General features: G+C 44.0%; 17 protein-coding genes. 10 read left to right on the top strand and 7 right to left on the bottom strand.

What is annotated here, in order from left to right; translation table 11 throughout:
- Nucleotides 1-64: 64 nt before the first annotated feature.
- A complete protein-coding gene (locus tag ACJJI3_RS07260) occupies nucleotides 65-766 on the top strand; it encodes a hypothetical protein (protein ID WP_444941993.1) in 702 nt (233 codons plus the stop codon).
- A gap of 21 nt (nucleotides 767-787) precedes the next feature.
- On the opposite strand, the gene ACJJI3_RS07255 is transcribed toward ACJJI3_RS07260, so the two are convergent.
- Nucleotides 788-1,729 carry an IS110 family RNA-guided transposase gene (locus ACJJI3_RS07255; protein WP_444941037.1) on the bottom strand — a complete coding sequence of 314 codons (942 nt, stop codon included), beginning with the start codon at nucleotides 1,727-1,729 and terminating at the stop codon, nucleotides 788-790.
- 967 nt (nucleotides 1,730-2,696) lie between these two features.
- On the opposite strand from ACJJI3_RS07255, the gene ACJJI3_RS07250 reads away from it, so the two are divergent.
- The 5 genes from ACJJI3_RS07250 (at nucleotide 2,697) to ACJJI3_RS07230 (ending at nucleotide 10,961) form a co-directional block, all read left to right on the top strand.
- Nucleotides 2,697-3,392 carry an ABC transporter ATP-binding protein gene (locus ACJJI3_RS07250; protein WP_444941992.1) on the top strand — a complete coding sequence of 232 codons (696 nt, stop codon included), beginning with the start codon at nucleotides 2,697-2,699 and terminating at the stop codon, nucleotides 3,390-3,392.
- Nucleotides 3,386-5,857: an ABC transporter permease gene (locus ACJJI3_RS07245; protein ID WP_444941991.1), complete on the top strand. Its 2,472-nt coding sequence runs from the start codon at nucleotides 3,386-3,388 to the stop codon at nucleotides 5,855-5,857. Before ACJJI3_RS07250 ends, ACJJI3_RS07245 begins: the two co-directional genes overlap by 7 nt.
- 390 nt (nucleotides 5,858-6,247) lie before the next feature.
- The gene (locus tag ACJJI3_RS07240) at nucleotides 6,248-6,493 is read left to right on the top strand and encodes a hypothetical protein (protein ID WP_444941990.1); all 246 of its coding nucleotides are present in this window, start codon (nucleotides 6,248-6,250) and stop codon (nucleotides 6,491-6,493) included.
- A gap of 1,071 nt (nucleotides 6,494-7,564) precedes the next feature.
- Nucleotides 7,565-9,064, top strand: coding sequence for a vanadium-dependent haloperoxidase (locus tag ACJJI3_RS07235; RefSeq protein ID WP_444905560.1), 1,500 nt, complete (start codon nucleotides 7,565-7,567; stop codon nucleotides 9,062-9,064).
- A gap of 499 nt (nucleotides 9,065-9,563) precedes the next feature.
- A complete protein-coding gene (locus ACJJI3_RS07230) occupies nucleotides 9,564-10,961 on the top strand; it encodes a tryptophanase (RefSeq protein ID WP_444941989.1) in 1,398 nt (465 codons plus the stop codon).
- A gap of 104 nt (nucleotides 10,962-11,065) precedes the next feature.
- Here ACJJI3_RS07230 and ACJJI3_RS07225 read toward each other — a convergent pair whose 3' ends face one another.
- Complete coding sequence (locus ACJJI3_RS07225) at nucleotides 11,066-12,850, bottom strand: WD40/YVTN/BNR-like repeat-containing protein (RefSeq protein ID WP_444941988.1); 1,785 nt, start codon at nucleotides 12,848-12,850, stop codon at nucleotides 11,066-11,068.
- Nucleotides 12,851-12,915: 65 nt separating this feature from the next.
- Between ACJJI3_RS07225 and ACJJI3_RS07220 the strand changes: the two genes are divergently transcribed.
- The gene (locus tag ACJJI3_RS07220; protein WP_413665465.1) at nucleotides 12,916-13,578 is read left to right on the top strand and encodes a hypothetical protein; all 663 of its coding nucleotides are present in this window, start codon (nucleotides 12,916-12,918) and stop codon (nucleotides 13,576-13,578) included.
- Nucleotides 13,575-15,545, top strand: a complete 1,971-nt coding sequence (locus ACJJI3_RS07215) for an alpha/beta hydrolase family protein (RefSeq protein WP_444941987.1) — start codon at nucleotides 13,575-13,577, stop codon at nucleotides 15,543-15,545. Before ACJJI3_RS07220 ends, ACJJI3_RS07215 begins: the two co-directional genes overlap by 4 nt.
- Before the next feature lie 68 nt (nucleotides 15,546-15,613).
- Here ACJJI3_RS07215 and ACJJI3_RS07210 read toward each other — a convergent pair whose 3' ends face one another.
- Entirely contained in the window at nucleotides 15,614-16,390 is a 777-nt protein-coding gene (locus ACJJI3_RS07210) for a LytR/AlgR family response regulator transcription factor (RefSeq protein ID WP_444941986.1), read from the bottom strand.
- The gene (locus ACJJI3_RS07205) at nucleotides 16,371-17,423 is read right to left on the bottom strand and encodes a sensor histidine kinase (RefSeq protein ID WP_444941985.1); all 1,053 of its coding nucleotides are present in this window, start codon (nucleotides 17,421-17,423) and stop codon (nucleotides 16,371-16,373) included. The genes ACJJI3_RS07210 and ACJJI3_RS07205 overlap by 20 nt, the downstream gene beginning before the upstream one ends.
- 394 nt (nucleotides 17,424-17,817) lie before the next feature.
- On the opposite strand from ACJJI3_RS07205, the gene ACJJI3_RS07200 reads away from it, so the two are divergent.
- Complete coding sequence (locus tag ACJJI3_RS07200) at nucleotides 17,818-19,635, top strand: haloalkane dehalogenase (protein ID WP_444941984.1); 1,818 nt, start codon at nucleotides 17,818-17,820, stop codon at nucleotides 19,633-19,635.
- 350 nt (nucleotides 19,636-19,985) lie between these two features.
- Nucleotides 19,986-21,755, top strand: coding sequence for a DUF885 domain-containing protein (locus tag ACJJI3_RS07195; protein WP_444941983.1), 1,770 nt, complete (start codon nucleotides 19,986-19,988; stop codon nucleotides 21,753-21,755).
- A gap of 584 nt (nucleotides 21,756-22,339) precedes the next feature.
- Here ACJJI3_RS07195 and ACJJI3_RS07190 read toward each other — a convergent pair.
- The 3 genes from ACJJI3_RS07190 to ACJJI3_RS07180 are packed head-to-tail and all read right to left on the bottom strand — an operon-like array spanning nucleotide 22,340 to nucleotide 26,342.
- Nucleotides 22,340-23,503 (bottom strand): acyl-CoA dehydrogenase family protein, encoded by a 1,164-nt coding sequence (locus ACJJI3_RS07190; RefSeq protein ID WP_444941982.1) that lies wholly within the window; start codon nucleotides 23,501-23,503, stop codon nucleotides 22,340-22,342.
- Nucleotides 23,504-23,514: 11 nt separating this feature from the next.
- Entirely contained in the window at nucleotides 23,515-25,539 is a 2,025-nt protein-coding gene (locus tag ACJJI3_RS07185; RefSeq protein ID WP_444941981.1) for an acetyl/propionyl/methylcrotonyl-CoA carboxylase subunit alpha, read from the bottom strand.
- Complete coding sequence (locus ACJJI3_RS07180) at nucleotides 25,539-26,342, bottom strand: enoyl-CoA hydratase/isomerase family protein (protein WP_282933179.1); 804 nt, start codon at nucleotides 26,340-26,342, stop codon at nucleotides 25,539-25,541. The genes ACJJI3_RS07185 and ACJJI3_RS07180 overlap by 1 nt, the downstream gene beginning before the upstream one ends.
- Nucleotides 26,343-26,346: the final 4 nt, after the last annotated feature.

Raw genomic sequence — 26,346 nt, 5'->3', positions numbered from 1 at the left:
AGGCAACTTCCGCATTGGGCTCGGCTGATGCCGGGCGTTAGCACTCTCTTATTCGGGCACAAATATGGTATTAGAGAAAAAAATTAGCATTGGGGATATCGTAGCTATATTTATGGCGATTGTGGCAATCATTGGGCTAGGCTTGCAGGCCCGATCAACCTCCATTTCCGAACAGCAATTGAAGAATCAGGTTAAAGATATATCTGAAGTTGTGAACAACATCGAAGAACAGAAATCTCAGTTACATGATGAGATGATCGGCCGATTAAATCAAGGGAGGGAAATTTATAATAGTCAATCTGATATCCACGACCAGCTCTTAGATATTGGTCGCGCTGATCGAACTATAAGTGATATGTACCTGCGATCATTAATGCTTTCCCAGTCAACTATACATATAGCCCTGACTAGTATCGAAACAACACCAGAAGTATCAGAATTACTTTTTCTTGGGCGAGAAGCAAACGCAAGACTTTCAGAAATGATGTCGCTGTCCGCGAGGTGGCAAGCTGAGTTAAATGAAATTTATTCAAATTACGACAGTAAATTTGATGCTGTTAGAGCTATAAAACCTGTAACGGAAGAAATTCCAGAAGAATTAGGCAAGTTGAACAACCAAATGGTTAAAGATATCGCTCTGTTAAATGGAAGGTATACTGAAAAAATCACTCCTATAAGAGAGGCTTTTGTACAGTCACAAGAAAACTTAATAGATAGGATTTCTTCAATATACAATATCTCAAGTGTTAATAGTGCTAACAAGTGACTATGGTTACTCGTCAAGTTTTTAAGCCATACTTTCATCCCAGTAGGTGTTGTTTTTCACCATCGTATTCAGAATCGTAATCTGCTTTCTCATGCAGGCAATCAGAGCGACCTTTTTAGGTTTGCCAGCGTCGACTAATCGCTTATACATCGGCTTTAATTTGGGATGATGTTGTATGGCCGACATAATGGAAACAAACAGAACCGTACGTACACGATGCCTTCCACCCCTAATATGTCTCTTTCCCTGGAAGCTGCCGCTATCACGGTTCATCGGGGCGATACCGACAAGTGCAGCGATTTCTTTACGGTTCAATTTTCCTAGCTCGGGAAGTTCACTCATCAACGTATAAGCCAATACATTTCCGACCCCTTTAGCACTCAACAATAGGTCGCGCCTTTGCCGCCACTCAGACACACTGTTAACCAGTTTATCCAGTTGCTTGTCGATACCTTGTAGCTCTTTTTTGATGGTGTTTAGAATGGTCTGTATAGGTTTGTGTACTGATTTCGGCATTCTCTGAAGCCTATTCTTTTGCATTGTGCTCATCTCTAAACACTGACTTCTTACCGCCAGTAAGTCACTGATCTCCCTAAGCTTTTCTGGCTTTAGTACCGACAGCCTTGGCTTCATGGCCTCACCAAAATGTGCAATATCCATTGCATCTAGCTTGTCGGTTTTGGCGAGACGCCCTGCGGATTTAGCGAAGCTTCTTATCTGAGAAGGATTGCAAACAACAATAGGTAATTCTGCTTTGTCGGCGGCGCAAACAAACTCTAACTCGAGTCTTCCCGTAGACTCTATTAATACTCTTTGAGGTTTAAGAGGTTGAAGTTGTTTAATGGCATCCTTAATGCCACTTTTATCATTGGCAACACTAAAAAACTGGCCAGTAGGTCTCACATAAATATCGAGTTGTTTACTGCTGGTATCGATACCGACATTGATCTCTTGAGGTTCCATAAGATAAGCTATCTCCACCTTGCTATTCGGGCTCGAGGCCCACATGACTATCCGAGTTATGCCTAGTGAGTGCTTATCACGTTCATACTTGTTATCGGTCTTTTATGAACCGGCCAGGCAGCGAACTGTGATAAACAAGGCCTTCGGTGGCCGCCGAAAGTGGGTCTCAATTTACCCGTTAACGAAAAGGATTTTCAAGATCAGAATCAGACAAGAACAATCATACAAGAGCCGGCACAAGCGCGCACGTAGTGCGCTGGATTCGCAACAAGTTACTCGCCTGTGCGGCAAGCGTTAAATTCCAGGAGAGCGCGTGAGTTCTATCGAGAAATGGAAGGCTAATAAGCGCCGTATTAGGTTAATCTCCTGCCTTGAGATTGTCGGCCTTATCATTGGTTTTACTCTAGCAATGAAGCTCGGCGGAAACCACGCCACTGATTTGGCGTTGGCAGTAATGGCTTCAGTCTTCGTTGTACACATCATAGTTCTGGTGCGGTATTGCCGTTGCCCTATGTGCAATAAGGTTCAGCCTTTCTGGGAGCGCGGCCACAGGGCATCTGCTGGGTCTTTAACTAATTGCGTATATTGCGGCGTTCCGTATGTATAAATTTAACAAGGTAATCATGTAAGGTGCCCATAATATCGGCGGTACTGGAGAAGCCTTAGGGCTTGCAGGTATTGGCAATGAAAAGTCAATTTTAGGGTAAGGGCATCAATTGACTTCAAATTTCGGAGGGTCAATTTGGAAAATGATGTCTGAAAAAGCTCAAGATTGATAAGAATAGAAAGTCGGCATCACAGATCATAGTTGTCGGACAAAATTTACGCAGAGCACGGCGCTATCAAAAATGTAAAGTCTCCTTATTAGTACTCTGACCAGTTAGTAACTTATTTCTACTGATTTCACCTTCATTTCACCTTTCCTTCTTTAAGGTGCTACTCAACCAGTTATTTAAAGAAACTAACTATGTCGAGTAGCATTCACTTAAAGCAAATTGACCATTATTTTACCTTGGATAAACAACAGGTCAGCCTGTTTGAGGATTTAAATATTGAACTGCACAGTGGCCGTTCTTACGCCATTGTGGGGCCCTCCGGAGTAGGTAAATCAAGCTTATTGCTGTTAATGGCGGGCCTTGAATGTCCGGTTTCTGGCGAAGTGCGATTTCAGAAAAACGGTGAGCCACAATTATTAAAGAACCTGCGTCAAAACTCAGGTTTTATTTTTCAGCAGTTTCATTTGTTACCCGAACTTGATGCCTTAAACAACGTCGCTCTGCCTTTAAAACTAAAAGGTGACAAACACGCATTATCCACAGCTGAATTATGGCTCGACAAGGTAGGGTTATCTGAGCGAATGTATCATAAACCACAGCAACTGAGTGGTGGTGAGCAACAACGGGTGGCCATTGCCCGTGCTTTTGTAATGCAGCCGCAATTTATTTTTGCCGATGAGCCTACGGGCAACCTAGATGAGAATACCGCGCAGCATGTCGCGCAATTGATGTTTGATTGCTGTCAGCAGAACGGCGTGGGGCTGGTACTGGTCACTCACTCGATGGAATTAGCGCAGCAAGCAGATACTTTACTGCAATTGAGCCAAGGCAAATTAGCAGTCAAGGCGCGCAACAAAGCTGCGGCTATGGCGGGCCCATTATGCTGATTTTATTAGTGTGGCAATTATTCTGCCAGCAATATCACCAAGCGGATGTGCGCTTAATTCGCTGGACCCAAGCAACTTTGATGTTTTTCATTTTAACGCTCAGCTTAACCAGCAGTTCCATTCAAACTTATTTAGCCAATAATTTGCAGCAAATGCTCGGTAGCGATTTGGTGATTTCTCAGAATCAAGCACTAACCGATGCACAACTAAGCAAGTTGCACCAGTATGCGCAGCAGTTGAGTGTGAGCCAGCTGGTGAATGTAACCTTGACCAATGATCACCATTGGCAAGCGGTTCAATTAAAAGCAGTGGATGATCTTTATCCAGTGCAAGGCACAGTGCAAGTGGCATTTGAGACGGATGGACAAGGGCAATCCTTGAGCCATGGGCCTAAATCCGGTGAAATCTGGGTCGATAGCCGATTGTTTGCTTCGCTGCAGCTCACCCTTGGCCAATCCTTAGATATCGGACACGGACAATTGAAGCTCACAGGTTTGGTACAACACGAACCCGACCGTCTGCTCGAAGGCCATTCCGTAGCGATGCGTGCATTGGTGCACCTGGATGATCTTTCACTGATACAAGCAGACAATGCCCGCTTTCGCTATTTACTTACGGGGGATGAAAGCGAACTGAACACCCTCAAACAGTGGGCCACTACTGAGCTAGTGACTGCACAGTTTTATGATAAACACAGTGGCCATCCGCTGGCGATGTTTTGGCAACGGGTTGAGAATTTTGTGGGTTTAGCATCGGTACTGTTGTTTTTGATGGCTGCCATTGCTATCGACCAAGCCGGTCGACGTCAGTTGTTATCCCAGCAGCGCTTTGCTGCGGTGTGTTTAGCCATGGGCAGCAATAAACCTCAAGTGTTTGCTTTATCATTTGGTCAATGGCTACTAACAGTCATTGCAGGGCTAATTCCGGCAACCGCCTTGGCATGGGGGGCGGAATACCTAATTTTGCAGCAAATGCAGATACAGTTTGCGGAGCTAACCGCCACCCGGGTATGGACGGATTTATTCAGCGGTTACGCGCTGTTATTAGCCCTACTGGCGATTTTCCAAATTCCCAATTGGCTAGTGATGGCCAATGTAACCCCGGCGCAGTTGATTCGCCAAATGGCGAGTCCGAATCACTTATTACCTCGATATGGATTTGCTTTAATCGGTGTGGCTGTGGTGGCCTTTGTTTACTCCGATAACGGTCTGCTTACGGCCATGACTCTATCCGCTATGGCGGCCACCTTGATGTTGATGGTGGTATTGACTTGGTTGGTATTGAGGTTGGGCTTTACGGTGACGAGCCGTACAGCGGGCATCGTGGCTTTTGGTTTTTATATGATGAAACAGCGTTTGCTCAGCAAATCCATTCAAATTCTGGGTGTTGGCATGTGTGCCACTTTGTTGCTGTTCACCTTAAGTTTGATGAAAGACATTGGTCAAACCATGGAAGGCTATACCCGCGAGCACGATGGTAATCTGATGATCACCCAGGCCAATGAACAACAGGTGCAAGACATTCGCCAATGGAGTGCGCAAACTGGCAGTAAGATTCGCCAATTAAAGCCATTTTGGTACGGGCAGTTAAGCCATATCAATGGTCAGTCCTTGGTGGAATTCGCCACCGGCCCCAGCGAAAGTTTGACTAGCTTACAAAAGCCTATCCGCTTGCATTTCAGTATTAAGCAAGCAAACAACAACCAAACCGTGATTGGCCAACGCTGGCAAGATCGGGATGCTGACTGGCAACAAGTATCAGTGGAGCAAGAAGTTATGAGCGATATGGGGTTGAAGCTCGGCGATCAATTGCGGTTTGAAGTTGCGGGGCAATCTTTGAACTTTGAAATCAAAGCCAGTCATAAATATGTACCAGGCAAAGGTTCCATCACCTATTGGTTTAATGTGCCACAAAGCACCATGGACCAGCTTCAAATACCGCCTCTTTATATGGGTAGCCTTGAGCTTGCCGACACTGCTTGGGGGCAGTTGGCAGAGCTTTGGCTGCGTCATCCAACTTTGCGGTTAATCTCGGTTCGCGAATTAACGCAACGCTTTGATGATACTTTGTCGATGGTTATTAAGCTGGTATCTGGATTTAGTTTGATGATTATTTTGCTGGCACTGTTGGTGATCAGTGCATCGGTCAAAGGCTATGAAGCTGATGAGCGTAAAAAGAACGCTTTACTGATCAGCTTTGGTCAATCACGCCTTGCATGCTGTAAACTAAGCCTGTTTGAGTGGTTGTTGACTTCTTTAATTGCTAGCGTGGGGGCCATTTTAGGTACTCACCTTACGGCTCAATTGATCTATCAGTCTCAATTTGGCATCAATTACAAGCCTGATTGGTTATGGATCATTGCTACTTTACTCGTCAGTGCATTGGTGGTGTGCAGCGCTGGTATGATAGCCAATCGCAGCAGTTTAAAGTTTTCCGTTGGGACCTTGTTAAGGAGCGCAGGGTGAATAAAATTTCATTTTAGTTGGAGGAAGACCAACAGGATTTGGCCATTAATGTCACAGAATATTTTGAGCCAAAAAGTCCGCCGGTAGATTGTGCGAACTGTCTCAGGGGAAGACATGAACTTTGATCATCCGGGTGGCAGCATGGTTTTCTGAACAATACAGGCGAAGATATAGAGTTGCTTAACGATGGCGGTTGTATATTAATGGTGTGTAAATTGTAAAAATGTGTGTTGCGATACCTATAAAGAGTGTTCCATACCTCTGGGCGCACTGTGTTCGGCATAGTGTGCATCGCCGTTTACGGTGATATTAGCGAGTAAAAAGTGTGAAGATAATTATCGCTATAGTTAAATCTGCACATGATTTTAGTATTTACTAAGAGAATTATTCATGAAAGAGAGCCTTGATCAACTAATAGATAATAGAGAAGACTGGCGAACAATAGCATTTGCTTTTTACTCCCTGGTTCACAATGACCCAAGTGATTGGGGTAAGCTTTCAGACGAATTGAAAAATAGTGAAATAGGCAATATTTGTCAGAAATATATAGATACTAAAGATGCTCAGTACCTAATGGAGGCGGGTAAGATGCTTGCAGGTAAAAATTGGTACACAGCTCTTGGAAGAGCATTTTAAATGTTTGTTATTTTAAGTTGGTATAAAAGTTGTGGTGTGTCGAAAAGATGTTAAGCATTGCAAATTAGAGTGAAATTATTTTTCCTAGATTTAACGCTGCCCGCACTCGAAAGATAATATTTCTTGATAAAGCTGAATCCAATCCACTGTTGGTTGGCTTATTTCTGGAAATTGCTATAAGCGATTCTTCCTGAGTCTTTCAGATGTGTATGTAGTATTTTCACCTTTATAGCTTCGTTTAACAGTACATTGTGCTGCCAGGGATGGCACTAAAGTATGAGGCTATCGTTCATAAAGCTCTTCTCGCTAATTATTTTTACTCCCTTTGAGGGGATAGTTTGTTGTTCAGATCGACTCAGTGTGCTTGTTCAAGAAATGTCAGGTAAGTGCCTGTAATTTCCTAGTGAATATAATTCTAGTAGAATAAAATCAAATAGCTGGTGCTGTTATATATGGCAATGATGGTAGCTCCACGCTATCCGTATTTGGGTTAAGTGGGCTTTAATTATTTGGGTGCTCATAAAATAAGACAAATAAATCCGATATCAGTAGAAAGTGTAATTTAGGTAATTGAATGGAAATTTGTTGGATTTATAGTATTAAGTACTGCTGCATTAGCACTTTTATTGCTGTTTGTGTTGGGCTAGCTCGTGTTTATAGAAAATATATGCTGGGATAGCGCCCCTTTTAATCCAAAAAATATTCGCTAAAGTGTAACTTGTTTGACTTTGCAGTTTGTTAAAAGAAAAAATGGATTGTTGGCTCTTTAAAATAGCTCGCCAATAATTTGAATCTCAAAAGATCACTGTTTCTGTGAGCTGGTATCTTTACAAGTAATTACTTTGCAAGTAATTTCATTAGCTTGCCTTAATTGTTGGTTTTGAATTTTAGGTTCTGATAATGCAAGTGCTGTCGGCACTAAAAGAATGTCAGGAATTATGGTCATTTACAATTGAAATGGGGGGGAGCGAGCAGTTTGTTTTAAAGTGTTTTTAGGTGTTTATCATTAGAAAGTGATCGGTAGTTAGGATGCTACATTGGTCACATGGATATAGCAAAAAGGAAAATCCAATGCTAAAAGATGTAACTTATAAAAAAGCTTTAAAAAGTATTATAGGATTAGTATTTGTGTCAGCAAGTTGGCAAGCGCAGGCCATCAGTTGTCCTCAGTTAGAGGACGTTTCATTACCTCCAAAATGTAGTTCTGAAGAGCTAGGAACTTGTAATGTTGCGGTACAAAATATAATCCCAGCTGCAGCCTGTGCAATCTTCGAAGTGTCTCCGGCTGCAAATGATGCGACGTTGGTACTCCGTTTTACAACGCTTATCACTAACTCCTGGTTTGATGCAACAGCACCTTATCATCCGACAGCAAAGGGCGTTTACTCAGATATTAGTCGAATGACAGAGCCGACAGATAATACTGAGTTGAATATTGCATTGACCTATGCTTCCCACAAAGTACTAAGTGGTTTATTTCCCCATTTGGTATCTGAATGGGATGATATGCTAATTGAGCTAGGGTTAGATCCTGAAAATATTTCAGAAGATACGACGACACCAATTGGTATAGGAAATTATGCTGGTAGAAAAGTTCTGGAAGGACGTGTCAATGATGGGATGAATCAGTTGGGTAATGAAGGTAACCAGCTTTATCATCGCTTGCCTTATGCCGATTATACTGACTTTAAACCTGCTAATTCTGCCTACAAGCTGCGTTTTCCATCAAAATGGCAGCCGGCAGTTTTAATGGAGCGACCAGGCGTATTTCGGGTTCAGCAGTTCGTAACTCCTCAAATTGCATTGACTACGCCCTACAGCTACGAATCTCCTGATGAGTTCACTTCACCGATACCAATTAAATCCAAAATTTGGAACTACCCCAGTTACGTAGCGCAAGTAAATGATGTATTGGCTACATCAGCGAATTTAACTGATGAGCAGAAGATGAAAGCTGAGCTATTTGATATGAAGATATTCAGCTTAGGTTTCGCTGCCGTTTTTGCATCTGAATCTCAAGGTTTATCCCTGATGGATTTCATACACTATGACTTCCTGACTAATATGGCAGCTTTTGATACTGCTATTGCTATCTGGAAGGAAAAGCGTCGCCATAACTCAGTAAGACCTTTTTCTGCTGTTCGGTATATTTATAAGGATGAACCTGTAACGGCTTGGGGTGGTGCTGGAAAGGGAACTGTGGATGATTTACCCGCCAGTCAGTGGACTAGCTATCTGCCTGTAGCTGATCATCCCGAGTATCCCTCCGCATCAGCTAGCTTTTGTGCTGCGCATGCCGAGACAAGCCGCTTGTTTTTACCTCAAGGCGATACTTTGGGATATTCTGTAACTGCGCTGTCTGGCAGCTCTCAGATTGAACCTGGTGTAACACCACAAACTGACTTGAATCTATATTTCCCTACCTGGACTTCATTTGAAGAGGACTGTGGTAACAGTCGTGTATGGGGAGGTGTACACTTTGAGCCTTCAGTACCTGCAGGGCAGGCGATAGGTCATCAAGTGGCACATCGTGCTTTTCAGTTTTACCTCTCAAAATTAGAAGGTAACTAAGAGAGATGACGTGGGGCAGAAGAATCACTAATTGATAAGCTCGGATCCAATTAGTATCTTCTGCCTCATTTATAAGTTAGATGTTTCTATTATGGGACCTCTGTTCATCAATGTTTAAAAATGTGAGCTAAGTTGTCATTAGATAATCTTTTATCTCGATACTTGGGAAATCCAGAGTGGCTTTCGGTCACAAGAAATGTGAACCTAAGAACCCAATAATAAGTTCACTCAAGTGACTGAAAAAGCCATATAGATAATGCAGCCTATTGTACCATAAGTTAAGAAGTGAAATACTTGACAATCATTTTTGACAGAGGAGCCTGAATCTCAGTAGGGAACAATATCCCGTTGATGTATTTCTGCAGTTTTTAGATGTTTTACAGGGCTTAACTTTAATTAAAATATAATTCGGTCCTGTTTCTCTTATGCTAATTACTTTACTTATAATAATTGGATTGTTATTGCCTGCAGTATGGCAGGTATTGTTAGGATAATTGTGATGAAGCGAATCCCTGAACCCTTCCGTATAAAAATGGTTGAGCCGATCAAGATGACAACCTATAAAGATAGGGAGGTTGCACTCAATAATGCTGGATTAAATCCGTTTTTACTGCGCAGTGATGATGTCTATATTGACCTATTGACAGATTCAGGCACTGGTGCAATGAGTGATAATCAATGGGCGGGTTTGATGCTTGGTGATGAGTCCTATGCCGGTAGCCGAAACTACTACAATTTGTGCAATGCAGTAGAGCATTTTTTTGGGTATAAATTGGTTGTTCCTACACATCAGGGGCGTGGAGCAGAACAAATTTTGTTTCCTGCTCTGATTGAGCGTATGCGCCAAGTGCGTGGAGGGACGGAGCCTGTATTTATTTCAAATTATCATTTTGATACTACGGCAGGGCATATAGAGTTAAATGGAGGAAAAGCAATTAATGTGGTGGATAAACGTGCTTTTGATACCACGACAGCATACGACTGGAAAGGTAACTTTGATTTACAACGCCTGGTTTCCACTATTGAGGAGCACGGAAGCCACAATGTCTGTGCGATTATAACTACTGTGACCTGTAACAGTTCTGGTGGTCAGCCTGTGTCCATGAAAAATATGCAGGCAGTTTATGAAATTGCTACTAAGTATGATATCCCAGTGGTAATTGATTCGGCTCGATATTGCGAGAATGCTTACTTTATAAAGCAAAGGGAAGAGGGGTATCAAGAAAAATCGATTTTAGAAATTATTCGCGAGATGTATCAATATGGGGACATGTTGACAATGTCCGCAAAAAAAGACCCTATGGTAAATATTGGAGGCCTTTGTTGTATTCGAAACAATGAGGAACTGTTTCAAGCCGTACAAACCCGCTGCGTCCCTATGGAGGGTTTTGTGACCTACGGAGGGATGGCTGGTCGCGATATGGAAGCGCTGGCACGGGGGCTCTATGAGGCTGCCGATGAGAGCTATTTGAACTACCGAATTGGCCAAGTAGCCTATCTGGGAGAGCGATTGAGATCTGCTGGAGTACCCATTCAATATCCCACAGGTGGGCATGCGGTTTTTGTAGATGCATCGAAGATTCTTCCCCATATTCCATCAGAGCAGTTTCCGGCACAGGTGTTAACCAATGCGCTGTATCTAGAAGCGGGAATCAGGGCTGTGGAAATTGGCTCTTTACTTCTTGGGCGGGACCCGGATACCGGTGAACAAAAGAAAGCAGATCTAGAATTAATGCGGCTTACTATTCCACGTAGAGTCTATACAAATGATCATATGGATTATGTAGCAGATGCGATTATCGAACTTAGCTCGCGGGCCAATGAATTGCGGGGGTTAGCTTTCGAGTATGAGCCACAAGTTCTACGACATTTTACTGCTAGATTTACAGAGATTTGAGCTATAAATAACTATTTTTTCTATTATAGTAAAACCATTCTTTAGTATATTTTACAACTAAAATAAGGTGGATACATTGGATATTTGTATCCACCTTATTTTTTCTAGAAATTATCTTGTTGTCTTACCTGGTTCCAGCTGGCCCCTAAGTCGGTTGATTCGTAGAAATCACCATTGGCACCATCGCAGGAAACTAATAAACGATCGGCAACAAGAGGAACTATAGAGGTACAATAGTCTGTAGGTGGTTTATTGTCTGTAGATATCCAGCTTTTTCCGCCATCCGTTGTTGTTAAGATTCTGGTTTCTGTTTCACGATTCCTGCCGGAAAAGTTACTTTGTGAAAAACCAACAACCGCAACGGCTTCATTGTCAGTTGAGAACCAGGGAACGGATCGAAATGTGAAATTTCTATTTATACAGCGATTTCTGGAAGATTTACTCTCTTTACATTCTTTAATATACGTAGTTATTTTATCCTGGTTGCCATTTTTATCAATTTTGTAATAGGTTGGCTTTCCTGTCCAGGACCAGAAGCCAGCTTCCTCGACACCTAACTGAACTGCGCCTGCGTCAACAATTGCATTTAGGTCAAAATCATCTACTGTTTTTTCAATCATCCAACTTTCAGGATCATAGATGAAGATTTCGCTATTGATTGGCGAAAATATAATACTTCCATACGTTGATTGCTCACGGACAGTTATGTAATTCTGGCCGTTGAATTCAAAAATAGTTGTATTGTATATATGTTGGTCACTCTTGGTGTGGGCTTTCATTTCCCCTATTTTTACTTCCGCAATATGCTTCCATCCTTGACCTGATCTTGAGGAGTATTGATTCAAAAGTTTCCACTTTACTTGTGAATTTGCTACTACTCCTCTATAAATATTCACTTCAAAGTCGCGAGTAACTAGAAGTTCTATCTCTCCTGTATCAAGAAGTCTCAGGTTTTCAATGTGAGTATTATGCTCCAATGATATGTCTAGCCAATCCCCTTTAGCAGAGCGCCAGAATAGGGCGCCTTCACTCCCCCCGACTACTAGATCACCATGATTGTTTTGTGCGATAGCCGTTAGTTCATGATTGGTGTCAACAGCATCAAGCTCCCAGCCCCCGTCGGGAGTACGTTTCATAAATACGCCGACCTTTCCAAGAAAGTAGATGGAATTATCAGGAGAAATATACTCTTCGCTGTATGTCAGAGGATTCTGTGCTATGGATATATAAGCTGACTCACGCTCTTCATCATTTTCATCGATATGCCACCCGTTGATTGATTGAGGATCGTATTTTATGAACGGAAAGTGTTTTGCAATTACCTCCCCTTCTTTTGATTCAGGCGCGCGAATCAAAAGGTCAAGGTATCTATCACCTTGTGGCTTTGGATAATAGATCAAAGTACCAAGATCAGTGACCTCACCCTGCGTAACTGAAAAGGTCCCCAGCTTCTCATCTGCACTTACGAAACGGCTGTACCATCCATTACCGTTTGAATAGAACGCCCGAATGCTACTAATAGAGTAATTCCCTGGTTTGACAGAAGAGGCAAATACCGTTGTACCATTTAGCTTTGGTCGATCCGCAAGGAGACGTTCCGGTTTTATGGATTTAGACTCGTTCAAGTTTTCCGGGTTAATTGTGAGTTGATTAAACGGCAGGGCAACTCCAGAGGCGTTAATGATTCGAGCGACAACAATTCCATCTTGTTCGCTAATAGGGACGTCTTCTTTCAATGTTGGTAGCATATTAACTTGTCCCGCACAACCTTGTAGAAATAATAAACAGACCGCTAAAAGAAGTGGGCAAGACTTAACGTACCTGAGAGGGTTCATCCCTGACATATTATTCTCCATAATTTGGACCAAAGCTTGCCAATTGTATTGCATTTGGCTCTGAGATAGTATTCAAAACGTTGTCACTCATTTATAAATAAACATATGGAAGTGTTATTTTGACACTAAATTTTAGAAGCGTGATGCCGGTAGGCTATCAGGTAAGTGGAGTAGATACTCTTCTTAAAGGCATAATATTTGCGGCAATCCTTGTGTCTGAATCAGTAATTGCTCGGACACTGTCATTGGTACCCTATGATAGTCCACCTGAGTTAGAGGGCGGGCGTGGGTATGTTTTGGTTAAGCTAGATGTAGGGGGTACTGCGCCCTCAATTGAGTTTGCTAAGATGTACGCTAATGGAAATAAATACCTGCTGAGTGGGCAAAAATATAAACTGCGAAAGAAAGGTCGTTATAAAGTCAGCCTTAAGGATAAGTCCGAAGGTTTTTACCTGATGACAGTCCCAGCTGGCCTGTACCAAATTACCCAAATAAATGCACCTTACTTCAATCTTCCCTACAAGCTAGATACTGCTAAGCAGCGTACTTGGCGTTTTCATGTGGAAGCTAAAAAAACAAATTATATTGGTAGCTTGTTTATAGGTAAGCAAAGAAAGTCAGATACGGTAGAGGTCTATTTCAAAAATCGAATAGCAACAGATTTAGATGGAATTCAAGAAGCTATAAATTCATTAACTGAGTTGTATCCTCTGGTATCTGGTGCGGGAGTACAAGATGAATTCTTGCAAAGTTGGTTAAGTCCTTTGGAGATAAACCAATGATTGTTTTTTTTCGAGGGACTTTATTGGTTTTGTTGTGCATTCTGGTGAAAATTGGTCCAGTAGTAGCAATGCCAGCAGAAAGCTACTTTAAATCGATTGATACTATAACAGCACAAGTCAGTCCAGATGGAAGATTGGTAGCGTCCATTAAGCAGAGTGATACTAGTCAAAAGTTAGATATTTGGAGTCGTGAAGATGGGTCTAGTCATACCCTGATTGATCTCGAAACATTGACATCCAGGGACGCATCAATTCAATTTATCCGTTGGGTTGGCCCAAAATATCTTGTTGCTCAGTTTAAGGAAGTCAAGAAGGGTGTTAAAAATTTACTAGATACCAAGCCAGCATATCGACTGCTAGTGCTTGATGTCTCAGGCTCCGAAGGCCAGCCTCCAGAAATATTTGAGGTAAAAACGCCGGGTTGGTTGGTCCATGCGTTGCCAAACAGGCCGGGCCATTTTCTGTATGCAAAAAGTGGGATTTACTCCAAGGTATACAGTATTGACGTATCTAAGCTTAACCGATTTAAACAGAAAGCAAGTAAACTTTTACGAAAAGATGGAGGCCAGTTTACAGTTCAGAATGAAGTGGCTTCAGTTGAAGGGTATGCGATACGCTGGTTTTTTGATTCATCAGGCCAGCCAAAGTCAGTTTTGTTTTTCAATGACAGCAAGCTTCATCTGAGTAAAGTTGTTGATGGACACTCTACCGGCCCAATAAAGAGTTGGTCTGAAGAAGAGTTGGAAGAGGAGCCCGCCCCCGGAGCAGAGCATGGAATCCTTATACCGGTATCTATAAGTCCGGAGTCTGGAACTTACTTTTGTTTAGATACTAATTCGGAGAAAGATCGGGTAGTTTACCGCTGCAATTTCACTAGTGGAGAACAGAGCATAGCTTATCGATCTGATAGCTACGATATTATCGATCTGGTAATAGAGCAATCGACAGGGGAGTTGATTGGTGTAAAAGTCGTTCATAATGGACGGTTAGAATATCAATATATTGATGAGGATAGACAAGAGAAAAATGGCATGGCGAGTCTACTAAAAACAACAGTAGGAAGAAGCCTCGATAGTACTATAGAGCTATACTATAGTGAGAGCCACGGCCAGCCAGGACGTTATTTCCTTAGCAGGAAAAACCAGAAAATTGACCAGCTAGTGGCCTCAAAATTTCCACATTTAAATGATCAGCTTGAGAGTCGCCAATACCACGACCAGGTTAAAGTGGAGGGATTGGATATTCCCTATATATTGACCATGCCAAAAGGTAACGGGCCATTCCCTCTTATAGTTATGCCACATGGTGGTCCTCTTGGCGTTTTTGACCATCAGTATTTTGACTACTATACACAGTTCTTTGTGGCGAATAATTATGCCGTTTTAAGGGTGAATTATCGAGGATCGAGTGGTTATTCAACTGAGCTGGAGGAAGCGGGTGTTCAGCAGTGGGGTAACTTAATGCTTGAAGATATATTTCAAGCAACAAAGGTGGTAAGTAACCGAAGCGATATTTTGTCTTCGGAAATTTGTTCTGTTGGAATGAGTTATGGTGGATATGCTGCACTAATGATGGCTATTAAACACCAGCAATTGTTCCGCTGTGCAGTCAGTGTGGCCGGTGTCACAGATGTTAACCTCTACCTGAACTCACCCTATGCAACTGAGGCTCAAAGTAAGTGGTTGCTGGAGAATGTTGGAGATACTGTTAAAGACTATGGCAAGCTAAAGGACATTTCACCGGTATATCTTGCACAAAACCTTCAAAGGCCTGTATTTATTATTCATGGTGAGAAGGATGAAACTGTTGATGTTGAACATATGTACCGCATGAATATGATGTTAAGTAAGTTTGATAAGGACTATGAGTGGAAACTATATCCAGAAATGGCTCATGGTCCTACTGATAGTGAGCACCATAGAGCTATTTTTGGGTCGATCATTAGCTTCCTTGAAAAGAACATGTAGGTTTCTGGGATTATGAAGGCTCGGAGTAATTTCATAGCTGTATTTGTGGGATTACTTAGAGCCATCTATTACCCAATTAGAGAGCTAGCTGAGACTTTAATACTCTCCTTTAAGATGGATAGAAAACTGCGAGATACTGGGATAAGTGTATCTGTTCCGGAAAGCCGGACAAAGTGGCGTCGTGACTGTAACTTTAATTCAAGGATTCTATGGCTGTTAATGATGTAGCTTCGATGTAATCGGTAAAAAGTTTCCTTAGGCAGCTGCTCATTGAAACTGTCAAGAGTCATATCTGAAATAATGGTATTTGTATTGTGAGATTTAACTCCTGTCTCGGTAAGGTGGATGCGACGATAACGACCGATACTGTCGATATAGTTAATTTGGTCATATTCAAATATCTTCATTTGATTATAATCACTCAAAACCAATCGGTTTCCGCTTGTCGAAGACGTCTGTTGCCCTAAGGCATACATCTCTTGCCGTAATATCTTGCGAATGCTTTTCTTTATTAATTCTGGATGAGCAGGCTTTGTCAAATAGTCAATTGCATTTGTGTCGAACGCACGCAGGGCATAGTGCTGATAGGCTGTTAGGAAGACAAGTTGATAGTTTATATGTTGAGTTGCATTAGCCACATCGAAGCCATTCACCTCTGGCATTTCAATGTCAAGGAATACGATATCAGGGCTTTTGGTTATGATCTGCTTTATTGCTGACTTCCCATCAGTTACTTGCGCCACAACTTTCAATTCATCGAAGGTGTTGATTACTTCTATTAGATTGGATCTTGCTGCAGGTTCGTCATCGACAATAATTACTTTTTTAGTATTCATTTTCGCCATTTTCAGCCTGCGGGGTTATGGATGAATTTACTTGTGGGAAGCGAATTTTCAAACTTGCTCCTTCACCGCTTGAATTTAGCTTAAGGGCGTGGTTGTCACTGAAGTTGACTCTTAATGTTTGAGTTAGAATACGTAATCCTTCACCATAAGTGATATTCTTGTCATCAAAGCATGCCCCTGTATCCTGAACTTCCACTTCTATGTAGCTATTATTTAGTTCCACATTTACACTCACATGCCCACTTCTAGCGTAGGGTGCAATACCGTACTTTATGGCATTTTCCACAGCTGGCATTAATAGTAATGAAGGTATATTCATTCCATTCAAATTTTGTGGGCAGTCAATATCAAAGGTGAATCGATCCTCAAAGCGCTTTTGCTGCAGCAAGAGGTATAACTCGATTAATCTTAGTTCTTCCTCAATAGTTATCCATTGGGTTTTGGTTAAGTTGATTGTGTCGCGCAATAAATCGGAAAGGCTGTAAATGAGCTCTTTAGCTTTTGATGGGCGCTGAATGACTTCTGATGCAATCAAATTTAGAGTGTTAAATAGAAAGTGAGGATTTGATTGCATTTTAAGTATTTGTAGCTCTGCCTGTTGTGCATGAAGCTGCGAGCGATAGAAGAAACTTTGCTGTTGAAATATATATATGGCAAAAATATAAACTGTCGATTCAAGTAGCATTATCGCCAATGGTAATATTTTAATGTCAGGTACTTTGAAAGTTAATGGGGGTTCTACGATCGGTGCAATGCTTATAAATAGAAAAATGACTACAATTGGTCTAAGTAAGTAAATGTGTTTTTCTTTTAACAATCGTAGAGGGCTGTTGGGAAGGTTTTCAATAAAAATGAAAAGAAGGTGACATAAAATAAATGTTCCCCATATTTTAGCTGTAGCCAACAGGAAGAGGTGGGGGGTTAGTGACTCAAGTGAATAAAGTGTAGTAGAGACGATAAAGATATTCACCCATGGCCATATTAGAAGAAATATCCATGCTTGGATCTTATTTATTTTGCGAAATTCAAACAAGGTTCCTTGCCTATATTGCATTCAATATCGATTTTATATATCAAAATATCAACAGTGAATGATATAGATAATCTCATATGAAAGAAACTTGCCATTTGCTCCATTGAGCTTGAAATATGCACCGTTCATACAAAACATTCTCGATTGCAAGCAAATTTTTAAGTATCTAAGCATAAGTTTATGTATCTCTGGTTTTTAAATTGGCGGAAGTTAGTCATGTACTTTTTTATAGAGTTTTCCCTGTTTAATTAATGATAAAACTTCCAACAGTTCTGGTCGTGCGGAGATTTTCACCATCCGCACAATTCTGTCATAGGTGGATGCTCTGATGGTGATATGAATATCCTCTCCAGTTAAAGGAATTTTTATTTAATGTAAAAGGAAGGTTTATATTATGAATTATTCTTTTGTCTCTATATCTAAAACTCCCCAATATATCTCTCTATTCCGGTGTCTGTTCGGTATCTGCTTTTTGGGTTCCCTATTGGTTGCTTGTGACTCGGATGACTCTGAAGATGTCTCTGGGACAGAGATTCCCTTAGTTACAGGCCCAAATAGCGATGCTTGTAAATTGTCTGAAAGTGAAATACATGCAACCGCTACGGGTTTGGAATACATTGTTACTCCCGATGCCTGTTTTGACTCCCTTTCAGGATATGAGTTTGAGCCAAGTTACGTAGAAATTGACGGCTTAAATATGCATTACGTGGATGTTGGGCCTGATAATGGTGAAGTTATACTGTTACTACATGGTCAACCCAGCTGGTCCTATTTATACCGAAAAATGATCCCGATCCTTGCTGATGCCGGTTACCGAGTGATTGCACCAGATCATATTGGAATGGGAAGGTCAGACAAGCCGATCGACGTCACAGTTCATCAATATGAACAACATGTTGCTTGGACTAAGGCGTTTATTGATAAGTTAAATTTAACTGATATTAATCTGTTTGTACAAGATTGGGGAAGTGTTATTGGTCTTCGTATTGCAGGTGATATGCCACAAGTTATCGGAAGGCTAGTTGTCGCGAATGGTGACCTTCCGGTGATTCCATTGGGGGGAAATCCTTATATATACCCGACTTTTGAGATTGATGAATCACTGGGTGATGCAGAAACATTCTTTACTTCAAAATCGACTGATAGGGTGGAGGGATTCCAACAATGGATTAACTATGCCTCTAGTGTACCGGAATTAATTGCTGGAGATGTGGTACAAACATTGACTATTAACCTGCTAAGTGATGAGGAAGTAATTGCGTATAACGCCCCCTACCCAAATATTGAGTATAAAGCGGCAATACGAGCATTTCCTGCGATGATGGTAGGTATTGAAATGCAGAATTTTTCTGCCTGGAAAACACTTGGAGCTTTTCACAACCCTTTTATGTTTAATGCCGGTGAGTATGATATCAACTTGGGGAGTATTGAAACGCAACAGAAGTGGGTGGAGCATGTACCAGGTTCGGATGATGGTGATCATAGGCGCTTTGCTGCAGGCCACTTTATTCAAGACGATGTAGGCGAGGAATTGGCCATACACTTTTTAGATTTCTTGCGAAATACTACGGTTGAGGAACCATTGCAAGCTGGCGGTCCACTCTTTAATTTTCGCTATTGTGAGATATTACTGTCTTATCTAGACGGAGCTGAGGAGTCAACAGAGATTTGGGGTACCCCGGGTGTTAATTTTTGTCCCCAAAATCAGTGGGATGCTATCAACTTCAGCGATATAGAAATTGAGTATGGTGCGCTTTTAGCAATCCCTAATGGGCCGCGTTTTTTTGTGGTGGATGAAATTTTAGGTGGCGATATTGTCTCACCTAGTCCGGATGATGAACATCGTTTTTTCGGTGACTTAGAAATGCGCTTATTGACCACCATGAATTATAGTTCTGATCTCGGAGAGAGTGTTTCCTATATTCCTGGACAAGTACTAAGGAATAATACTTGGTTGTTTTATGAAGGCCGCCGTGTTTATGAGCTAACTGATATCAATGGGCAGGTGTATATTATGCAATCATTTAGTCGTATTGAGGTCTCTGATCTTCAGTTTGACGATTTAAAAGACCTGGGAAGTCGCCTCAATCTGCCAGAAGGCTGGACATTTAGAAGTCGCATTCTAAGTGAGCCATTAGAAGTTTCCGCCATCGATGGTATTGCTGAGGTGGTACAAGACGACTTAGGTAATAGCTACCAGTTAGTGCCGTAATATAAATGAAGTAACATTCATCGGTGTTATAAGGAATTGCTGTTCTTTAAGAAGCCCATTTTTATTAAAGTGGGCTTCTTATGCATCGCCATACCCTTCAAGTGCATAGGTTAAGGGAGGTTTAGGTGGTCTCTATGTCAAGTTGCTAGCGCTTGTTATTTATGACTCTGCCAATTAAACGAGTTCCGCGCTCTATCTCTGGGATTTATCTATAAATATCCTCGCTTCGCCGATATTCCGCATTTGAGGTGTTGAAACTCATTTTGTTACAGTGCCTACTATAAAACAGGACGTTGAAGTTTTCTTTGTAGAAACCTTTTTAATGAGTTTTATGTTGCGGTCTTATAAGAATGATTAATGTAAAAAGAGTGGGTTTAGGTGTATTGGTAGTTTCATCGGTCCTAATGGGATGCTCAGTTACTGATAACCAAACTGATGTGGCCGGTAGGGAAGCTATTGAAAACTCGGCGCTACTCCATGATCTAGCGGATCAATATGCCGAAGCTTATTTAGAAAACTTCCAGCCGTACGCTTACTTCTCAGATATGGAGCTGGACAGGCACAACCTTTTTTTAAGTAACTCCCCCAGTAACGCTGCCTCTCTAGCGGCATCTGAGGACAGAATACTCAATAGACTGGCAGAGATAGATCTTAATGGTCTAAAAAGTGATCAAGAGAAGGTATTCTACTTCAAACTGAAGGAGCGATTAGAGTCCAATGTTGGCCTAAGGGTGTGTAAGACTGAACTCTGGTCTGTTGATCATATGTTTGGGCCTCATATCATTCTTGGCTTTTTGTCCGAGGTTCAGCCGGTTGAAACAGCCCAAGAAAAGGCAGATGCGATTGAACGTTGGCTTGACGCGGCTCGTTACTATGAGCAAGAAATAGCCAATCTCCGCCGGGGGTTAGAGCAAGGTTACTCCGCACCTCAGAGTGTGGTTAAGCGAGTCATTCAGCAAGTTGATGGCTTGACCCAAGTACCTATCGATGAGCACCCGTTCTTGGGGTTAGCGAAGAAAGCTGGGGACCCTGAGTTTGAAGCTGCATTCAAGCAAGTGCTTTCAGATCACGTTATCCCCTCAATGGAGAATTACAAGAATTTTCTAGAGTCTGCCTATTTACCTGAAGCCAGAGCGGAGCTTGGTATCCATGCGATTCCTAATGGCCGTGAATGTTATATGGCTCAGTATCGTTCTTATACGACTTTGCAGAGAACACCTGAAGAAGTTTTTGAGTTGGGTTTAAGGGCTGTCAACTCAAACAAGAGCGAAGTGGTTCGCTTAGGCAAGGAGTTCTATCAAGTAGATTCCTATTCTGAGGCAGTGGCAAGGGCCAGTGAGGATAAAACTCAGAAATTTAATAGCGCTGATGAGATGCATCAGTTTTATGAGCGCCTGGTAGATAAGTCTAGAGATTTAACCGTTGACTTCTTCCATGAAATGCCTTTGATTGAAATGGAAGTAAAAGCTATCCCTGAGCATGAACAGGGTTCAGGTCGCAGCGCACACTATATTCCGGGCACCAAGGAGCGCAAGGCGAGATTTGGATATGATCCGACAACTTACAAGGATGAGTCTTACGCTTCTGCAGAGAAGGTTACTATCCACGAAGGGTACCCGGGCCATCATATGCAAATTGCTCTCGTACAAGAGCAAGAAAAGTTTCACAAAATAGAAGATGCTTTGTCTAACTCTGCTTTTGCTGAAGGTTGGGGTAGGTACTCTGAACATCTAGCGGAAGAAGCGGGAATGTATCAGTATGGGTCAACCAAGATCCTAAGGAGAGCATGGCCTGCGCGAGGTATGGTAGCGGGACCCGCAATGCATGTACTCGGTTGGAGTGATGAAAAGGTTGCGGAGTTTTTGCAGGATTCTGGCGCTTCATTTGCAAAAGGCCCGAGGACTCTGATGGACCGAATGGCGGTTATGCCTGCGCAGCTTACCTCTTATGATTCTGGTGCCCTCGAGATTTTCGCCTTGCGAGAACTGATGCAAAATGAACTTGGTGAAGACTTCGATATTAAGGACTTCCATGAAATCATTCTGAGAAATGGCAATGTTCCTATGGCCGTACTAAGTGAGCAGGTAAGGGATTTCATTCAGGATAAGAAGCAAGGGTAGCTGCGTTTAAGTCTGATCTCGGGCTCGTGTTATTGCGAGCCTGAGCTACACAGTTGGGTGCCAATTAATTTTTGACTAAGTGTCAGCGCTATATAAGTTGGGTTCCCGAATTGGGCTATGTTTAATTTTTTTACTATAGTGGTTTTTTCCTTCCCAGTTACGATTTTAATCAGTCACCTAAAGTTATCTGATCTGATTAAGTACCAATTTGAGAGGTACCATGAAAAATGGCTTGGGGATGGAAGTCCGATGGCTTTGTTTTTCAAACCGAGGGGTTCTTCCTTTTATGCCTTTCATGCTGTATGTAACAGGTTGGCTCGAGGGGAGAGGCCGGATTGGATCTTTGGTGATCCTTATGCAGAAATACTATTTGGGAAAGTGAATTTTTGGGATGAATTTTCTAAATATCACACAATTCTCTTCGCTATCTCTATATTTTTATTCCTCTGGTAGTTATTAAGATGGTTATAAAGTGGGTAGTTAATTGTTCTCTTAAGAAATTGCTGCTGCCTGAGTCAAAGTAACTACCCCAAATAAAGCTTCGTAATTATTAATATGAATGTTTTCAGGGGGCCTTACACTTACTAAATCCCCATTTGCCTGGACGCTAGATCCCGCATAATTTCTTCAGATCCGCCACCAATCGCATTCACTCGCACTTCACGATATATACGCTCAACACGGCTGCCGCGCATATAGCCTGCGCCGCCCAACACCTGCATAGCCTCCCGAGCGCAGAACTCAAGGGTTTCTGTGGCTTGGACTTTGAGTAGTGCGATATCCGCTACTTTGAGCTGATGTTGTTGCTCTGCCCAGGCACAGAGGTCCAGATAGGCTTGGGTGGCATTGATGCGTTGAAGCATCTGGGCAAATTTGTGTCGAATCACCTGGTGATTGGCGAGACGCTTTCCGAAAGTTTGGCGCTCCTGGGCCCACTCAATGGCATCCTGCAAGCAGACCCGGCTGAATTCTACACAGGAAGCGGCAATGCCCAGGCGCTCGCGATTGAAGTTGTGCACTATGGGCAAGAAACCTTGGTTCTCACCGCCAATTAGATTACTCGCGGGGATGCGCACCTGATCAAAAAAGATACTGGCCGTGTCGGAGCACCACCAGCCCTGTTTTTTATCGAGCAGCTGCCGGCTAACGCCTTCGGCATCCGCAGGGATTAAGAGCAGGGAGATACCGCCGAAGCCTTCCTCGCCAGTGCGCACGGCAGTAGTAAACCAGTTAGCGCGCATACCGCCGGTGATATAGGTCTTTTCGCCGGTAACGATATAGTCATTCCCATCACGCTCTGCGCGGCACTGGAGATTGGCTACATCGGAGCCTGCGCCTGGCTCGGTAACAGCCAGGGAAATATGCTTTTCGCCACGTAATACCGAGGGAATAACCTGATCTTTTAGGGCCTCACTGCCATAGTGCAGTAATGGGGGCAGGGCAATGCCGTGGACCATTAGGCTGGCGTAGAGGCCACCAGCGCCGGGGCGGGCTAACTCCTCTGCGGCAACAATCATATGGAAGACATCGGTTTCGATGCCGCCGTAGTTTTCCGGATAACTCATCTGCAGAAGGCCAACTTCTGCGGCTTTTTTCCAAAGCTCGGCGGGTAGCTGGCCGTCTTCGTCCCATTGAGTAATGTAGGGAGTAATCTCGCGGTCGACAAAGCGGCGCAACTGGGTGCGCCATTCCTGATGGCCTTCGTCATAGAAGGGGCTTGCCATACGGGAGGCATCAATATCGTACATGCTGATCTCCTTTAGGAAGTAGCGTCGCTGGGGATTTTGGCGGTTTCCGTGGGAGCGGCTTCGATCTGAACTAACAGCTGGCCACCGCGTACCTGGTCTCCTTCACAGGCGCCCAGTTTAATTACGGTACCGTCGCGGTCTGCGCGCAGGGCGTGCTCCATTTTCATGGCTTCCATTAAGGCGATAGTGTCTCCCCGCTGAACGCTTTGATTGGGCTCAACCAATACCTGCACCAGGCAACCGTCCATAGGAGCCGTGATGCGGCCACTGCCTTCGTTAAGGCTCAATTTGGCCGGGGCGTGGATGATATCGACAAAATGAAATTGCCTGCCGTCTAACAGGACATACAGATTGCTTTGGTTGGCTAGGAACAGTCTCTTTTGGCTAACGCCATCCAGCAGAAGTTCAGCGCTATAAACTCCAGTTTCTTTTTGTGATTTCTCAAAATGGACCCACTGAATCAGGAACTGCTGGTCGTCTACTGAGATTTGATAAGAATTATCTACTAACGCCAGCAGCTCACAGTTTAGGGTTTGTCCTGCAATTTCCAGTCGGTAGTTGATCGGCACGCTGTTGTCACCACTGCGCCAGTCACTGCGGCCGCTACGCCGATCTTGAGGGTTGGCTTGGTGCAAGTGATTAAGTAATGTGGCTTGGGCTGCGATTACTGCTGGAACTGGTTCTGCGGATGTCAGCGTGCTGTTTTGGTCGAGAAAGCTGGTATCGGCATCGCCAGCGATAAACTGTGATTCGGCCAGGATCTTCTGCAGGAAATGGATATTGTTTTTGGGGCCGATAAATTCCAGCCGGGTTAGGGCCTGAGTTAGCTTGCGCCGAGCTTCTTCTCGATCCTGCCCCCAAGCAATTAATTTGCCGAGCATGGGGTCGTAAAATGGCGTAATTTCGCAACCATTTTTCAAAGCGTGGTCGATACGGATTCCTTGCCCCTTTGGCGCTACCCAGTGGAGTACTTTTCCGGCCTGGGGCAGGAATTGTTGTTCCGGGTCTTCGGCATACAGGCGGACTTCAATGGCGTGCCCCTGCTGGGAGACTTGCTGCTGGGCAACGCATAGGGCTTCGCCGCGTGCTACTGCCAGTTGCCAAGCTACCAGGTCAAAACCGGTTACCATTTCTGTTACCGGGTGCTCTACTTGCAACCGGGTGTTCATTTCCAGGAAATAGAATTCGCCGTTGGGGCAGAGTAGAAACTCTACGGTGCCCGCGCCTAGATAACCGCAGGCTCGCGCGGCGTCGACAGCGGCTTGCCCCATTCTTTCCCGCAGTTGGGTGTCGACCGCTGGGGAAGGGCACTCTTCGACCACTTTTTGATGGCGTCGTTGTACGGAGCAATCCCGCTCCCCCAGGTGAATACAGTTGCCATGACGATCCGCAAATACCTGGATTTCGATATGGCGAGCGTTGACCAGTGCCTTTTCCAGAATCAACTCGTCGCTACCGAATGCACTCATGGATTCACTGCGGGCAGCGCGCAACTGGGAGGCCAGCTCGTTGTTTTCGTGAGCCAGGCGCATGCCGCGTCCACCACCGCCTGCGGCGGCTTTGATCATTAACGGGAATCCAATGCGCCTCGCCTCGGCGACCAGGGTGTCGTCGTCCTGGGCACCCTGGAAGCCGGGAATACAGGGTACACCGGCAGCGGCAACAAACTCCTTGGCTTTGCGTTTGTTGCCCATCAATTCTATGACTTCGGCACTCGGGCCAACAAAACTCAGTCCATTCTCTTCGCAAGCGCTGGCAAATTCCGCATTCTCAGCGAGAAAGCCGTAGCCAGGGTGGACGGCAGTGGCTCCGGTTTTTTTAGCTGCGGCGAGAATTTTTTGGATATCCAGATAGGACTCCGCCGAAGTCTGCCCGCCAATGGCTACGGCGATATCGGCAGTCTGTGCGTGCAGTGCATCGCAGTCCGCATCGCTGTAGACGGCGACTGTGCGATAGCCTTCCGCCCGAGCAGTTCGCATAATTCGCAGTGCGATCTCGCCTCGATTGGCGATTAACAGGGTCTCTGTTGTCGACATCAGTGCTGCCACTCCGGTGATCGTTTTTCCAGAAATGCACGGGCGCCTTCGCGCCCTTCATGGCCTTGAATTGCACGGGAAAACTGCTGCGCAGCGCCGTCGAGCAGTTGGCCGAGGGCAGTCTCATCGCTTACCCGTGCAGCATCCAGCAAGATCTGCTTGGTCGTTGCCAGGGCGCCGGGAGCGCAGGCATTGATCGCGCCCAAGTGTTCCTGCAGCGCGCCTTCGAGGGCTTCGGAATTATCGAGCAGCTGGTGGATTAACCCAATTTCCAAGGCCTGCTGCGCATTGACTTTCGCTCCGCTCAGGGCCAGGCGCCGGGCCTGGGAGAGGCCGACCCGTGCCACGACAAAGGGAGCAATTTGTGCAGGCGGTAAACCCAGGCGGGTTTCCGGAAGGGCAAAGCGGCAACTGCGATCGGCGATGGCAATATCGGCACTGCAAGCGAGCCCGAAACCACCGCCCATTACGGCACCTTCCAGTACTGCAATGACTATTAAAGGGGTGCGATTAAATCGCTCCATCAATTCACCGAAACGACGGTTTAGGTGAAAAAACACATCACTATTTCCATCGCTCGCGCCCTGCTGAGCATTGAGCATATCGGCAATATCGCCACCGGCGCAGAAGTTGTGTTCTGCACCCCGCAGTACCAACGCTCGCACCTGCGGATCTTCTTCCGCTTCTGCGAGTTTTTGCAGAAGCTCATCTACCATTTGCAAACTGATGGCGTTGCGCTGTTGCGGGCGATTTAGTGTGAGATGGCGGGCGATGCCGATGGTTTCATCAATAATTGTCTCCATGGCC

This window comes from Microbulbifer maximicatervae (SeqCode) (assembly GCF_052466985.1).
The sequence above is the reverse complement of the archived record's forward strand: the minus strand, read 5'-3'. Positions and strand labels throughout refer to the sequence as shown.